The sequence below is a fragment of the Aquimarina gracilis genome (assembly GCF_035285365.1).
Classification (GTDB): Bacteria; Bacteroidota; Bacteroidia; order Flavobacteriales; family Flavobacteriaceae; genus Aquimarina; species Aquimarina gracilis.
The window spans coordinates 236,601-251,144 of the sequence record NZ_JAYKLX010000002.1; the positions used below are offsets into that span (position 1 = coordinate 236,601).

General features: G+C 34.0%; 15 protein-coding genes and 1 other RNA gene. 6 read left to right on the top strand and 10 right to left on the bottom strand.

The window, feature by feature from the left end:
• Nucleotides 1-34: 34 nt before the first annotated feature.
• Nucleotides 35-550: a hypothetical protein gene (locus tag U6A24_RS03985; protein WP_324178647.1), complete on the bottom strand. Its 516-nt coding sequence runs from the start codon at nt 548-550 to the stop codon at nt 35-37.
• A gap of 174 nt (nt 551-724) precedes the next feature.
• Nucleotides 725-4,159 carry a methylmalonyl-CoA mutase family protein gene (locus U6A24_RS03990; RefSeq protein ID WP_324178648.1) on the bottom strand — a complete coding sequence of 1,145 codons (3,435 nt, stop codon included), beginning with the start codon at nt 4,157-4,159 and terminating at the stop codon, nt 725-727.
• 281 nt (nt 4,160-4,440) lie between these two features.
• Here U6A24_RS03990 and purU point away from each other — a divergent pair, with 281 nt between their 5' ends.
• The 3 genes from purU (at nt 4,441) to U6A24_RS04005 (ending at nt 6,387) form a co-directional block, all read left to right on the top strand.
• Nucleotides 4,441-5,295 carry a formyltetrahydrofolate deformylase gene (gene purU / locus U6A24_RS03995; protein WP_324178649.1) on the top strand — a complete coding sequence of 285 codons (855 nt, stop codon included), beginning with the start codon at nt 4,441-4,443 and terminating at the stop codon, nt 5,293-5,295.
• A gap of 56 nt (nt 5,296-5,351) precedes the next feature.
• Complete coding sequence (locus tag U6A24_RS04000) at nt 5,352-6,071, top strand: DUF4197 domain-containing protein (protein ID WP_324178650.1); 720 nt, start codon at nt 5,352-5,354, stop codon at nt 6,069-6,071.
• Nucleotides 6,072-6,207: 136 nt separating this feature from the next.
• Entirely contained in the window at nt 6,208-6,387 is a 180-nt protein-coding gene (locus tag U6A24_RS04005) for a Lacal_2735 family protein (RefSeq protein WP_324178651.1), read from the top strand.
• Between the two features lie 12 nt (nt 6,388-6,399).
• Here the strand turns inward: U6A24_RS04005 and U6A24_RS04010 are convergent, their stop codons facing one another.
• From U6A24_RS04010 to U6A24_RS04025, 4 genes are all read right to left on the bottom strand, one after another.
• Nucleotides 6,400-7,179 carry an alpha/beta fold hydrolase gene (locus U6A24_RS04010; RefSeq protein ID WP_324178652.1) on the bottom strand — a complete coding sequence of 260 codons (780 nt, stop codon included), beginning with the start codon at nt 7,177-7,179 and terminating at the stop codon, nt 6,400-6,402.
• A 77-nt stretch (nt 7,180-7,256) separates the two neighbouring features.
• Nucleotides 7,257-8,054 carry an ABC transporter substrate-binding protein gene (locus tag U6A24_RS04015; protein WP_324178653.1) on the bottom strand — a complete coding sequence of 266 codons (798 nt, stop codon included), beginning with the start codon at nt 8,052-8,054 and terminating at the stop codon, nt 7,257-7,259.
• A 324-nt stretch (nt 8,055-8,378) separates the two neighbouring features.
• Entirely contained in the window at nt 8,379-9,191 is an 813-nt protein-coding gene (pyrF, locus tag U6A24_RS04020; protein WP_324178654.1) for an orotidine-5'-phosphate decarboxylase, read from the bottom strand.
• Nucleotides 9,192-9,215: 24 nt separating this feature from the next.
• Nucleotides 9,216-10,424: an NAD(P)-dependent oxidoreductase gene (locus tag U6A24_RS04025; RefSeq protein ID WP_324178655.1), complete on the bottom strand. Its 1,209-nt coding sequence runs from the start codon at nt 10,422-10,424 to the stop codon at nt 9,216-9,218.
• Nucleotides 10,425-10,541: 117 nt separating this feature from the next.
• Between U6A24_RS04025 and ssrA the strand changes: the two genes are divergently transcribed.
• Nucleotides 10,542-10,940: a transfer-messenger RNA gene (gene ssrA, locus U6A24_RS04030) on the top strand.
• A 230-nt stretch (nt 10,941-11,170) separates the two neighbouring features.
• Here the strand turns inward: ssrA and U6A24_RS04035 are convergent.
• From U6A24_RS04035 to U6A24_RS04050, 4 genes are all read right to left on the bottom strand, one after another.
• Nucleotides 11,171-11,566, bottom strand: a complete 396-nt coding sequence (locus U6A24_RS04035) for a rhodanese-like domain-containing protein (RefSeq protein WP_324178656.1) — start codon at nt 11,564-11,566, stop codon at nt 11,171-11,173.
• Nucleotides 11,567-11,576: 10 nt separating this feature from the next.
• On the bottom strand, nt 11,577-11,891 hold the full coding sequence (locus U6A24_RS04040; RefSeq protein WP_324178657.1) for a rhodanese-like domain-containing protein: 315 nt from the start codon (nt 11,889-11,891) through the stop codon (nt 11,577-11,579).
• 131 nt (nt 11,892-12,022) lie between these two features.
• Entirely contained in the window at nt 12,023-12,649 is a 627-nt protein-coding gene (locus tag U6A24_RS04045) for a thioredoxin family protein (RefSeq protein WP_324178658.1), read from the bottom strand.
• Between the two features lie 34 nt (nt 12,650-12,683).
• Nucleotides 12,684-13,205 carry a TlpA disulfide reductase family protein gene (locus U6A24_RS04050; protein ID WP_324178659.1) on the bottom strand — a complete coding sequence of 174 codons (522 nt, stop codon included), beginning with the start codon at nt 13,203-13,205 and terminating at the stop codon, nt 12,684-12,686.
• Nucleotides 13,206-13,444: 239 nt separating this feature from the next.
• Here U6A24_RS04050 and U6A24_RS04055 point away from each other — a divergent pair, with 239 nt between their 5' ends.
• Both U6A24_RS04055 and U6A24_RS04060 read left to right on the top strand, forming a co-directional pair.
• Complete coding sequence (locus U6A24_RS04055) at nt 13,445-13,897, top strand: MarR family winged helix-turn-helix transcriptional regulator (RefSeq protein ID WP_324178660.1); 453 nt, start codon at nt 13,445-13,447, stop codon at nt 13,895-13,897.
• 40 nt (nt 13,898-13,937) lie between these two features.
• Nucleotides 13,938-14,501 (top strand): YceI family protein, encoded by a 564-nt coding sequence (locus U6A24_RS04060; protein ID WP_324178661.1) that lies wholly within the window; start codon nt 13,938-13,940, stop codon nt 14,499-14,501.
• Nucleotides 14,502-14,544: the final 43 nt, after the last annotated feature.

Here is a 14,544-nt window from a genome sequence, read left to right on the forward strand (position 1 = left end):
TAGAAAAAATATGAAAAGAGTTTTTATAAAAATTTTATTGATCATCTGTCCTAACTGTAGTTACGGTACCACGGTCTGTCTCGGGATCTTCGTTAATATCATGAACAATTATGGCCTCTACAGATTGAAAACTTTTAGGTAATAATTCATATTCAAACTGTATATGATATAAATTATAGTTTTTGATCTGTTCATGTTCATCCTCACAATCATACTCAATATTAAATTCTCTACATAACAAAACTCCATTATCAGATTTATCTACTGCTGTAGTCACTTTACTTACACCAGAATAGTTAAAAAAAATAGTTTTGTCTTCATTTAAAAATAAACCACTACTAAGATTTAGATCAGCGAGAGATTGAAGGTTCTCTGGTAAATGGGCTACTATATTTACTATATATTTCTTAAGATCTGAAGAAATAGAGCTCTTGTATATATTAGCAATGGGTTGTTTAGAAATAAAATTGGATGGGATCGGAGTATCATTTGTTTTATGACAAAAATTTAATGTAAAGGAAATACCCGCTATAGTAATTGTATTGCTCATTTTTGTGATATAAAAAGGTTGGTTAAAGTAAATTTACGATAAAATTTACGGATATAAAACTCTTATACTAATTAACCGTCAAGTTTACTATAATGTACTTCCCACCATTTTTAGACACAGACTAAATTGGCTATTTTTTGATCCTATTTTGAGATATATTACACCAACTTTTGCCTACATATTTCTTCTGTACTGCCCCCCTACTTCAAATAAAGCAGAAGTAATTTGACCTAAAGAACATACTTTGGTCGCTTCCATCAATACTTCAAAGATATTATGATTTTGAATAGCTGCTTCCTGTACTTCTTTTAAAGCCTTGTTAGCCATATCTTCTTTGGCTTTATGTAAGTTATTAAGTGTTGTGATTTGATACTGTTTTTCTTCTTCGGTTGCACGAATTACTTCTCCTGGAGTAACGGTTGGTGATCCTTTCGAGCTCAAGAAAGTATTTACACCAATAATCGGGAACTCGCCGGTATGCTTTAAGGTTTCATAATACAAACTCTCCTCTTGTATTTTACTTCGTTGATACATAGTCTCCATAGCACCCAATACACCTCCGCGCTCGGTGATTCTGTCAAATTCTGTCAAGACTGCTTCCTCCACAAGATCAGTCAATTCTTCAATAATAAATGACCCTTGAATTGGATTTTCATTTTTGGCCAAACCAAGTTCTTTATTGATTATTAACTGAATTGCCATTGCTCGTCGTACAGACTCTTCTGTTGGTGTTGTAATTGCTTCATCATAAGCATTTGTGTGCAACGAGTTACAATTATCATAAATAGCATACAATGCCTGTAAAGTGGTTCGAATGTCATTAAAATCAATTTCCTGGGCATGCAATGAACGTCCCGAGGTTTGTATATGATATTTCAACATTTGCGCTCTTGGATTGGCGCCATATTTGTGTTTTAAAGCTTTTGCCCAAATCTTACGTGCCACACGACCAATTACAGCATATTCTGGATCAATACCATTTGAAAAGAAGAACGATAAATTTGGTCCAAATTTATTGATGTCCATTCCTCGACTTAAATAATACTCTACATAGGTAAATCCATTGGCTAACGTTAATGCCAATTGAGTAATAGGGTTTGCTCCTGCTTCGGCTATGTGATATCCTGAAATCGATACTGAATAAAAGTTACGCACTTGTTTTTCGATAAAATATTCCTGTACATCTCCCATCAAACGCAATGCGAACTCTGTCGAGAAAATACAAGTGTTTTGCGCCTGATCTTCTTTAAGGATATCTGCCTGAACTGTACCACGAACCGTACTCAATGTTTCTGCTTTGATCTTATTGTAGACATCTTCCGGTAACACCTGATCTCCAGTAACACCTAACAACATTAATCCGAGACCATCATTACCTTCAGGCAATTCTCCTTGATATTGCGGACGATTTACATCTTTTTCTTTATATATTTTCTGAATTTTGGCTTCCACTTCAGCTTCCAGCCCTTGTTCTTTTATGTATTTCTCACAGTTTTGATCTATCGCAGCATTCATAAAGAATCCCAACAACATAGGTGCTGGGCCATTAATGGTCATACTCACCGATGTCATGGCATGAGCAAGATCAAACCCCGAATATAATTTCTTGGCGTCATCCAGACAGCAAATCGATACCCCTGCGTTACCAATCTTACCATAAATATCGGGTCTATGATCCGGATCATTACCATATAGTGTAACCGAGTCAAACGCTGTAGAAAGGCGTTTTGCAGGCATCCCTAAACTCACATAATGGAAACGCCTGTTGGTACGCTCTGGACCTCCTTCACCTGCAAACATACGGGTAGGATCCTCTCCGGTTCTTTTGAAAGGGTATAATCCTGAGGCATATGGAAATTCACCTGGAACATTTTCTTGCAAAGACCATCTCAAAATATCCCCCCAAGCCTCATACTTTGGCAAAGCAACTTTAGGAATCTGAGTATGTGATAGGGATTCGGTATGAGTCTCTATTTTTATTTCTTTGTCCCTTACCTTAAACGAGTAAATAGGATCCTTATATTTTTTAACTTTTGCTCCCCAAGCAGTAATAATTTCCCAGTTATACGGATCTAAATTAAGCTTAACGCGATCAAACTCGGCAAGCAATAATTTCATGAGTGATTTTTTATCTTCATCTTTAACATTACGCAACCCTTCATCTTCAATACCATTTTTGGATAATCCAATGAAATTTATATCTGCAACACTGCAAATAGTTTTATAAATTCCGAACAATTTTTGAGCTACTTCAACTTGAGTATTTGCTGTTTTATCATAAGCTCGATTATTTTCAGAAATTTCAGATAAATATCTAGTTCTGCTTGGTGGAATAACAAAAATCTTTTCAGACATTTCTTTGGAGATATGAAAATCTGATTTAAGATCTGCTCCAGTTTTTTCGACTACCTTGTCCATGATTGCCTTATAAAGCGTATTCATTCCAGGATCATTAAACTGTGAAGCAATGGTCCCATAAACAGGTAATTCGTCTTGTGGGGTATCCCAAAGGTTGTGATTGCGCATGTATTGCTTTTTTACATCTCTCAAAGCATCCAATGAACCACGCTTATCAAATTTATTGATAGCGACTAAATCTGCAAAATCAAGCATATCAATTTTTTCCAGTTGTGTTGCCGCACCAAACTCGGGAGTCATTACATACAATGACGTATCGCTATGTTCAAGAATTTCAGTATCTGATTGTCCTATACCTGAAGTTTCAAGAATGATTAAGTCAAATTCGGCAGCCTTAAGCACTTCGATTGCCTCTGCAACATATTTTGACAACGCCAGATTGGATTGACGTGTAGCTAGTGAACGCATATATACCCTTGGGGAATTAATGGCGTTCATTCGTATTCTATCTCCAAGCAAGGCACCACCTGTCTTTCTTTTTGACGGGTCTACTGATATAATTCCTATTGTCTTGTCTGAAAAATCAATTAGAAATCTTCGTACAAGTTCGTCTACCAAAGACGATTTACCTGCTCCTCCAGTTCCTGTGATACCTAAAACCGGTGTTTTTGAAGTTTTATTCTTTTGGTGGATCTCATCGAGAGTATCTTTTGCTATTTCAGGAAAATTTTCTGCTGCAGAAATAACCCGTGCTATGGCACCAATTTCTTTTTTATTTAAATGATCTGCCTCTCCATTAAGACCGTTTCCAATTGGAAAATCGGATTTTTGAACCAGGTCATTTATCATTCCCTGTAATCCCAATTCACGTCCATCGTCTGGTGAATAGATTCTTGTAATCCCATAATCCATAAGATCTTTAATTTCTTCGGGAAGGATTACTCCACCACCACCACCAAATATTTTGATATGTCCTGCTCCTTTTTCCTGAAGCAGGTCGTACATATACTTAAAATACTCATTGTGTCCACCTTGATAAGAAGTCATTGCAATGGCATTGGCATCTTCTTGAATTGCACAATTTACTACTTCTTCTACGCTTCGATCATGCCCAAGATGTATTACTTCAACCCCTGTAGATTGAATAATTCTACGCATAATATTAATAGCAGCATCGTGCCCATCAAACAATGATGCGGCAGTTACTATTCTAACTTTATTCTTGGGCGTATACGGTGTAATTTGTTCCATTGACAATAAATAGTGATTTTAATGCTGCTAATTTACGAAATATGCATCAAAAAGGATTATTTTTTTAGAATTATATAATTTATTTAACCCTTTTAGTATATTCATTAGTTAAACTTCAAATTTAATACTATTTGCGATGTTTTTTTTGAAAATTATCTATAGAAATCCCTGTCTAATTTATAATCACCTAAAAACGTAGAGAAAATGGGTATGTTTAGTGAAAATTGTTATAAAAGTTATCTCAATAATAGTAAGTTTATCTTCCGAAAAGACTTTTATTAATGAAAAAGACCACATTTTTAATTAACTGCCCCGATAAGAAGGGAATTATAGCAACCGTAACCAATTTTATTTTAGCCAAAAAGGGTAACATTACTTACATAGATCAATATGTGGATCGTGAAGTAAAAGAGTTTTTTATGAGACTTGTTTGCGAATTTGATAGTGATGAGGAAAAATTGGCACGTTTTAAAGAATCTTTCAACAATGATGTGGCAAAAAATTATGGGATGCATCTGGAAATGTATGATACCGACAAAAAACCAAAAATGGCCCTATTTGTTTCAAAATATGATCATTGTTTGTATGATATTCTTGGGAGGCATGCATCGGGAGAATTGCATGTCAAAATCCCTATAATAATAAGTAATCATAATGATCTAAAACCAATTGCAGATGCCTTTAATATTCCTTTTAAACATATTCCTGTTACCAAGGACAATAAAGAACAAGCCGAAGCAGAACAATTGGCAATTCTAAGAGAACATAAAATTGACTTTGTTGTTCTTGCACGATATATGCAAATTCTATCACCTGATTTTGTAAATCATTTCCCCAATAAAATTATTAACATCCACCATTCATTTTTACCTGCTTTCCCAGGAGCAAAGCCTTACCATTCTGCATATGAGAGAGGTGTTAAAATCATCGGAGCTACTAGTCACTATGTTACTTCAGACCTTGATGAAGGGCCTATCATTGAGCAGGAAATTGTAAGAGTGTCACATGTACACAATGTTCAAGATTTCATTTTAAAAGGCAGGGACCTCGAGAAAATTGTATTATCCAGGGGAATCAAACATCATATACAACACAAAGTTTTAGTTTATAACAACAAAACTGTGATTTTTTCATAGGTATTACTTACATTAGATCTATTGAAAGAACATTTTTCATCCCATAAATCAATACTATGAAAAAAATAATTTTCCTACTTAGCCTTCTTCTTTTAAGCAGCTGCGCAGAACTTCAGCAAGTTGTAAATAGTTTGCCTCAAACAACCGGAGGAGGATTTGGAGTAAGCAATATTGATATTGCCAATGGGTTGCGCCAAGCTCTTGATAATGGAATCGACAAACAAGTTACCAAGCTTACACAAAAAGACGGGTTTTATAGAAACCAATTGGTGAAAATTTTGCTTCCACAAGAATTACGTAAAGTTGATAAAACATTGAGAGATGTTGGTTTAAGCAACTTGGCTGATGAGGGACTTAAAATACTTAACAGGGCGGCAGAAGATGCTGTTAAAGAAGCAACCCCGATATTTGTAGATGCCGTAAAACAGATGACCTTTACCGATGCTCGACAAATTCTTTTGGGTAATGATAATGCAGCAACAACGTATCTAAAAAACAAAACCAACAATGCTTTATACGCAAAATTCAATCCGGTAATCAATCGATCTTTCTCCAAGGTTGGAGCAGATAAAATATGGTCAAACATCATTAACAAATATAATGCGCTACCGCTTACCAATAATGTTAATCCAGACCTTACCGATTATGTAACTCAAGAAGCCTTAAAAGGCGTGTATACAATGATTGCGGTGGAAGAGAAAGAAATAAGAACCAAATTAAGCTCTAGAACTACTGATTTACTAAGACGAGTTTTTGCGTTGCAAGATCGCCCTTGATGTTTTACCTATTTTGAACAGGTGTTAATTTGTTTATATCATATTTATCATAACTTTAGGCTATGTTAACTCGCTATTAAGAGGGGCTTTTTTCTTTATCGGGTACCTTTGTAATAAAATTACAAAAAGAGAAAAGATGTTTAGTTGGTTTAAAAATAGAACCGAATTGCAAAAGTTACAGCACGATTACTGTAAAATGATGAAGAATGCTTATAAACTAGCACTTACAGATAAAAAGAAGAGTGATCAATTGCATGAAAAAGCCAATGAAATACTCTCTCGAATAAAAAAAATTGAAAGTTCGGCTATATTTTAAAATCGCCACTTCTTAAGACTCTTCAATAAAAGCTATTGTTTCTCTATTAAAAACCTCGGGTTGTTCGACATTTACTACATGTCCCGAATTTTGAACTACAAAAAGTTTTGATAATTTATGCGAGGCTGCAACTTTTTGTACTGAGGGAAGAAAAAGATAATCCTCTTCGCCCATTACATATAAAGTAGGTATTCTAATATCTTTTGCTCTGAAAAATCGTAATAATGGATTGATTTCTGAAGTAAGTCTAAACCAACGAACAAATTCTTTTTGATAAAGTTTTTTTGCTTCGTTGGCGAAAAGCAATCTCGATTGTTTATGATTCTTTTTGGGCATTATAATAAATGCAAAAAATTTATATAATAGCATATATGGAATCACAGACTTGAACACCACCCCAAGTTTCATTAATACTTGAGACCTGAAATTTAATTTCATTATAGCCCCGCCCATAATCATACTCTGCACGCGTTGAGGATACTTTTCGGCTAAATTTCGAATTAATATTGTACCCAGAGAAATACCAACAAAATGTGACTCCTTAATACCTTCTTTGTCAATTACCTTAACAATGTCCTGTGTAATCGAATCAAAAGTATATTTAGAGTTAAAAGCGTCTTTAAGAACAGGTTTAGAATTACCATGTCCTCTTAGGTCCAAAAGCAACACGTTAAAATGTTTTCTAAATTCTCTGACCTGTTTAAACCATATTGAAGAGCTACCTCCCGCTCCATGAACAAAAGTCACCCATGTATTATTTTCTGGATGGCGATATACCGAATAATTAAGCAATGCTTTGTTGTTTAGTGGTTCAAAACTACAAACTTATTTGGTATAAAGAATACGGTTAACAGTATTTATAGAATTGTTTATCGAATATTTTGTTTATGTAATGTCTTGAAATAAGAAAAAGCATCAGCCAGACGTGATCCATACCAGGAAAAATATTCCCCATCTACCAAAAGAACTTTTGCTCGTTGGTTTATTTTTTGAATTTCTAGAATGTGTTTTTCAGAAAAAGGAAATGGTTCTGATGAGAGAAGGATTAAATCCTGTTCGCCCAACGCATTTATCTCTTCTAGGGAAACCTCAGGGTAACGATTTTTGGAAGCAAAAACATTTTCAAAATTATTCAGTTCTAATAAATGATCTATGAAAGTATTAGCACCAACAGCAATCCAGGGATCCTTCCATATAAAATACCCAACCTTTTTTTTAGGATTATTAGCTACTTGCTTTTTAAATAACCTCTGTTCGGCTTCTATTTTTGAGACAAGTTTATTGACTTCATTTTCCATTTTAAAGATCTCGCCATATTGCTGAATCATGTTTGTAGCATCTTCTACTGAAAAAATATCGGAAACATGTACTGCATATTCTTTTTCCAAGTTTTCAACAATTTCTTTAGTATTTTCTTCTTTGTTACAGAGAATGATATCTGGGTTAAGTTTTCGTATTTTATCATAATTCACTTTTTTTGTACCCCCCACTATTGTTTTTTCTTTTCTTAACCATTTGGGATGTACACAGAATTTGGTAATCCCTACGATAGCATCTTCTAACCCCAATGTTACCAGAAGTTCTGTTTGTGAAGGAACCAACGAAATGATACGTTTAGGAGCCTCAAAAACTTCAATTTTTCGGTTCAATTGATCGGTATAAATCATATCGTTTATGTTTGGTAAAAATTAGTAGTTATACAAATATTAAAAAAAATATAAATTGTTGATAACTAAATGTTTAAAATAGGAATTCAGGAGAAAAATCCCTATCTTAGTAAGAGTTAATATTTAAAATATTGGGGCTATGAATGCAGTATTACTTAACATTATTATTTATGGGATAATGGCATTTTTCGTAGTGTTCATTGTTTATGGACTATATGGATATGCAAAGCAAGTGTTTAACGCAAATAGACGTTGATTCGATTCTATTCATTAATTTAATTTTAAAAGAACAAGGATACTAAAGTAGCTATTCTTGTTCTTTTTTTATTTTAAAATTGCTTGCATTTCCTGTTGCAGTTCAAAAGCTTTTTTTGCAGCGGCTTCTGCATAATCATGTTCGTTTGAAGCATAGATAATTCCTCTTGAGGAGTTAATTAATAAGCCTACTTGTTCGTTAAGCCCATATTTACAAACGTCTAGTAGACTTCCACCTTGCGCTCCTACACCAGGAACCAACAAAAAACTATCGGGTATTATTTTTCTAATATCAGATAGATACTCTGCCTTGGTAGCTCCTACTACATACATAAGGTTTTCAGAGTTTTCCCAAGACTTAGACACTTTGAGTACTTGCTTATACAACTCTACACCTTCGGTATCTTTTGTTTGAAAATCAAATGCTCCTTGATTAGAAGTCAAGGCCAATAGTATGGTATGCTTATTCTTGAAAGCCAAAAAGGGTTCTACCGAATCCTTACCCATATATGGGGCCACAGTCACCGAATCAAAAGACAGGTCTTCAAAAAAGGCCTTGGCATACATGGTACTGGTATTGCCAATATCCCCACGTTTTGCATCTGCTATTGTAAAAACTTCGGGATATTTTTTATTAATGTAATTAATTGTTTTTTCTAAAGACTTCCAGCCATGTACTCCATAAGCTTCATAGAAAGCTGTATTAGGCTTATACCCCACCGCCAAATGATGTGTAGCATCGATAATGGCTTTGTTGAATTCAAAAATAGGGTCTTCTTCTTTTAATAAGTGCTTCGGGATTTTATTAAGATCAACATCAAGACCAATGCACAGAAAAGATTTCTTTTTATATATCTGTTCAACAAGCTGTTGGGTAGTCATAGTTATTTTCTATTTATTGTAAAATTATTCTTTACCATCTACATAATCTTGTAGATAACTAAACCTTTGTGTTAATGTACCATCTTTGGTCATTCTAGCTCTTTCTAGAACTCCATTTTTATCGCCATCAAAAAAAGCAGGTAAGACATGTTCCAAAAACATATCTCCAAACCCTTCGCTGGCATCTTTGGGTAATTCACAAGGCAAATTATCGACTGCCATTACCACTATTGCTTTGGGATCTTTAAAACCGACCTCTGCTTCTGTTTCCGGATTATACCCATAAATTGGATCAGCTATTGTTGACGGCCTAATTGTGCTTGCTACTGGTCCATCAATGTCACATGAGATATCTGCAACAACTTTGATATTAAAGTCATTGGATTTGGCATCTTCTCGGGTAAAAATGAAAGGAGCTCCATCTCCAAAAAAATGCCCGGCAATATACATATCACTTACTTTCGCAAATCTCATGAAGTCACTATCGTATTCTTGTGGATTGGTATAAAAATCATTTTTATCCAAAACATGACCATCTTTGCGTTTATTGTAATCCAACACATCGATTTGGATATAAACGGGTTCATCGAAAGTATCATTGAGATATTCCTGTACAGTAACCTGCTTAATATTCATCGCATCGAGTACTTCTTTTGCTCCTCCTCCTACTTTTCCTTTTCCGGTAAGTACTATTTTTATATTGGGTAATGAAATCTTATTTAACTCAAATTCCAGTTCTTTCCGATCGTTAAGACTTTCGGCCTTTGGTAAATCAAAAGTATCAAACGTAAGACCCCAAGCTCTAAATCCGTTGTAAGCTCCAACAATTCCTGCATATCGCCCAAAACCAATTAATCGAAAACCGTTTTGCCCAACAATAACCTCATGATCATACAATTCTATATTCTTGTCGAGAATTGCTCTTAATAAATCCCTGTTATAAGGTTGTTTTTTGATGGTATGCGAGAAGAAAAAATACTTTTTGTTGGGCTGTAATGCCGAAATTGGCACTTCTTTTACTCCCAACAGCACATCACAATCTGATAAATCGCTAGTTACCTTAAATCCAGCACTCTCATAAGCATTATCATCAAAAACTCTAATATTTGAACTTTCTACGGCAAATAATGCCTTCGGAAATTGGGATTTTGCTTTTTTTAAGCCATTAGGAGAGAACACAACACGACGATCTGGCGGGTTTTTGCGCTCTTTAATGATACCGAACTTGGTCATATGGTTTTGGTATGTATTTTGTTGATTTAAAATTGCGGCTAAAGATATGACAATTATAGTTATCTTTGCCAACCATAATTCTGAGAATTCGGAATTCTTAATCTTGAATTAAAATCTGGGGTCGACTGGTTTTGACAGCGAGATTAATAGAGTGGTAAGCACGTCGAGCGCTGGGATATAGCTCGTAAATATCATATTTCACTTTTTTAAACGGCGAGAATAACTACGCCCTAGCTGCATAATCCGAATCATAGTAGGATAGTGCCTCGGCTCACCAGGTGAGCAAGCAGGATACCTCTCAATAGCCTTGGTTTACGGCGATTGATTATGGGGTATCGTAAAAGTAAACCTAGAAGTTATAGAATCTTGATATAATTTTGAAACTTAATTAAGAATAAGCGATAGGTTGGCGGTCTTTGGTCTTTCTTATCGTCGAAAATTAAACAAGGACTAAACGTGTAGAAAGCTATTTTGTTACTTGTTTGGACGAGGGTTCGAATCCCTCCGACTCCACTTCAATCCTGCCTAATGGCAGGATTTTTTTCATGATCAACGTTATCTCGTGATATTTAAAAGCAAAGAAGAGAGTAAAACTATCAACTTGGACTATGCAGACGCATGCATATTACCTGCATGTGAAACCACAATTTATGCATTACTTCCCAAAAACAGACATGTTATAATATAAAAACAACACAGCAAAACCATGTGGTTTTGCTGTGTTGTTTAAAAAGTATGTTGTTTTATTATTTAACAACCTTCTTTCCTTTATACTTCCATTCGGTTATGCCTCCGTCAAGGTCATAAATCTTTTTAAAGCCCGCTTTCTTCATATATGCAGAACATTTACTGCTTCTCCCTCCTCTACCGCAATATACCGCAACGGGTTTTGATTTATCTATCTTTTCAATTTGCTCTTCGAAATTTTCATTTCTAAAATCAATATTAATAGCCCCTTCTATGTACCCTTTGGCATATTCATCGGGAGTTCTTACATCGATTAATTGAACTTTTCCCATTTCTAATAACGAATCCATTTCTTCAACAGTAATAAGCTCTACAGTAGAACTTTCATCAATTTGTTTGCAACTGAAGAATGTTAAAGAAAAAAAGGAGATCAATAAAAATGGTATGTATTTCATATTACTAAAGTTATTCGGCAGTTTCGCCATCCCAATTCATAAAACCACCAATCAAATTATAGGTAGTTTCGAACCCCATTTGGTTCATTAAGGTACAAGCTTGCGCACTACGAGCACCCGAACGGCAATACACATAATAGTTTTTGGACTTATCCAGTTGTTCAACCTCATCCAAAAAACCTTGTCCTTTGCGAATATCAATATTCAACATATTAGGGATGAAACCATCTTCTACTTCTTCTTCGGTTCTAACATCAAGGATTACCGCGTTGTCATCCTTGGCAATAAGCTCCTGCCATTCTTCTTGTGTAATATCTTCTGCCATTTAAAAATAAATTATACTAAAATTTGGACTGAATTATTTTTTATTCCTTACAAATATAAGAGTCCTATATGAAAATGCACATAGTTATGCACTCATTTAATTTGAAACATTAAAAAAGATATGCTAGTGATCTATGCCTTAATACTACAGCCTATAGCTCTTGTAGTTTCTACAGGTACTTTTTGCCCATTAAGCAATGCATTAACTGCATCTTCAACGTATTTTTCGTCTGCAGCAGAGGCATCTTTGTAGTTATTATCTATAGCACCAATATAACGTACAACATTACCATTATTTGTTTTTTCTAAAACATATACATGAGGCGTTTTGGTAGCACCATACTGAGGGTAAATCTTTTGTCCATCGTCAAATAAATAAGGAAATGTAAAACCTTTATCCTTTGCTCTTACTTTCATATTCGCAAAACTATCGTCGGGATATGCTTTTGGGTTATTGGGATTAATTGCAATAACAGGATATCCTTTGGTTTTAAATTTTTTGTCCAGCTCTATGATTCTATCCTCATATGCAACAGAATATGGACAATGATTACATGTAAAAATCACAATAAATCCTTTGGCATCTTTATAGTCTTCTAAGGAAATAAAGGAATCGTCAATATTTTTTAATTTAAAATCGGTTGCGGTGTCACCAATGGCATATCCTCCGTCAATTTTTGGGGTCGAAACTTTATCTATAGCAAAAGCACTTATGGCGATTACTAAAGCTACTCCAACGAGAATTTTCAAAGTTTTCATAGGTAGTGTTTTTTGTTTTTTTAGCAATTTACAGTTACAGCATTTTCTTTAATTCGTTTTCAAGATCATTATATGTAAATGAGCGTTCATAGAATTTACTGGTATTTCCCTTATATATTATAGTTGCCGGGATAGAACCCGACCAATCTTTACTTACTTTTGGAATCCAGTTATTCGCATCTGGATCATCCAATAAAATTACTTTGCTTTTGATCTTTCTTTTTTTAACAAACGGAATCAATTTGGTTTCAACATGTTTTGGTAAATCCAGACTCACTAATATAACTTCGACTTGATCATCTGGATATCTACTATCAATTAATTCAAAATATGGTAACTCTGCTACACAAGGCTTACACCATGTTGCCCAAAAATTTATAACTCTGGTTTTACCATCATTAATTTTTAATAGTGGTTCTAAGCTTTCAAAATCATACATAGGGATTTCTACCCCTTTACTTTTAAAAACATCGGTGGCATCGAGTGCAATTTTTTGTTCTCCCTTACAACAAGTAAAAAGCACAACCAATACAATATACAAAATCGACCTCGGCATACTACTAATTTATCAAAACCCTTAATCAAGCAAAAGAAAATTAACAGGGTTTCTGAATTTTATCTAAATATTTTCAGAAATTTTTACAAATGTTTAATTCAATAGTAAAACTATTTATTTCGCAATAATACTATTTAACAAAACCTATAAGTCTAACTTTAACAAAGTATTAATATCTATTTATATTTTTTGAAACATAATCATTCATACATTTGTACATACAAATATTGTATAGACAATTGAAAATCGAAGATATCATAAAAACCGAAGTACAGCTTCCCCCTTCTCGAAAGGCGATCATAAACTTATTGTACACAGAGAACTGGATAATGGATAAAATTAACTTGGAGTTAAAACCTCATGACATATCCATTCAGCAGTTTAATGTACTTCGAATTTTGAAGGGACAAAAGGGACAGCCGGCCAATCTTTCTACAATACAAGAAAGGATGGTTAGTAAAATGAGTAATACAACCAGATTAGTAGATAAACTTATTTCTAAAGGATATGTACAGCGTATTCCTTGTGAATCAAACCGAAGGAAAGTAGAAATAACCATTACCGAAGAAGGAAAAACCTTTATAGAAAAAATAAGCCCATTGATGAATGCTTTTGAAGAAAGAATCACTTCAAATCTTTCAGAAAAGGATTTAATACTGCTTAACGAATTACTTAACAAATTAAGAACATAATATAAATCATTAACATAAATATTTTAAATTTTTAAAAATCATGAAAACTAGACTTAAATCACTAATCTTAGCTATTGCGGTTATTGTATCAGCATCAACATTTGCTCAAAAAAAAGAAATTAAAGCTTCAGAAAGTAAAATAAACTGGGTAGGCAAAAAAGTTACCGGTGAACACAGTGGAACCCTAAGTTTATCTCAAGGTTTCCTTGTCTTTGAAGGTGAAAACATTACTGGCGGAGAGTTTATTGTAGATATGACCTCACTAAAAGTAACAGATCTGGAGGGAGAATACAAGAAAAAACTAGAAGGGCACCTTAGCTCTGATGATTTCTTTAGCATTCAAAATCATAAAACTGCAAAACTTGTAGTTACAAAAGCTAAAAAAACAGATAAAGGTTACAAAATTGCTGGAGATCTTACCATCAAGGGAAAAACAAATCCAATTTCTTTTGAACTGGCCGTAAACGGAAACTCTGCATCTACCAAGCTTATGGTCGACAGAACAAAATATGATATTAAATATGGATCAGGAAGTTTCTTTGATAATTTAGGAGACAAAACCATCAATGATGAGTTTGAATTAGCAGTAGAATTAAAAATGTAATTTTTTTGTTGTTTTAAATTGTAATTAATTTATATATTTGACT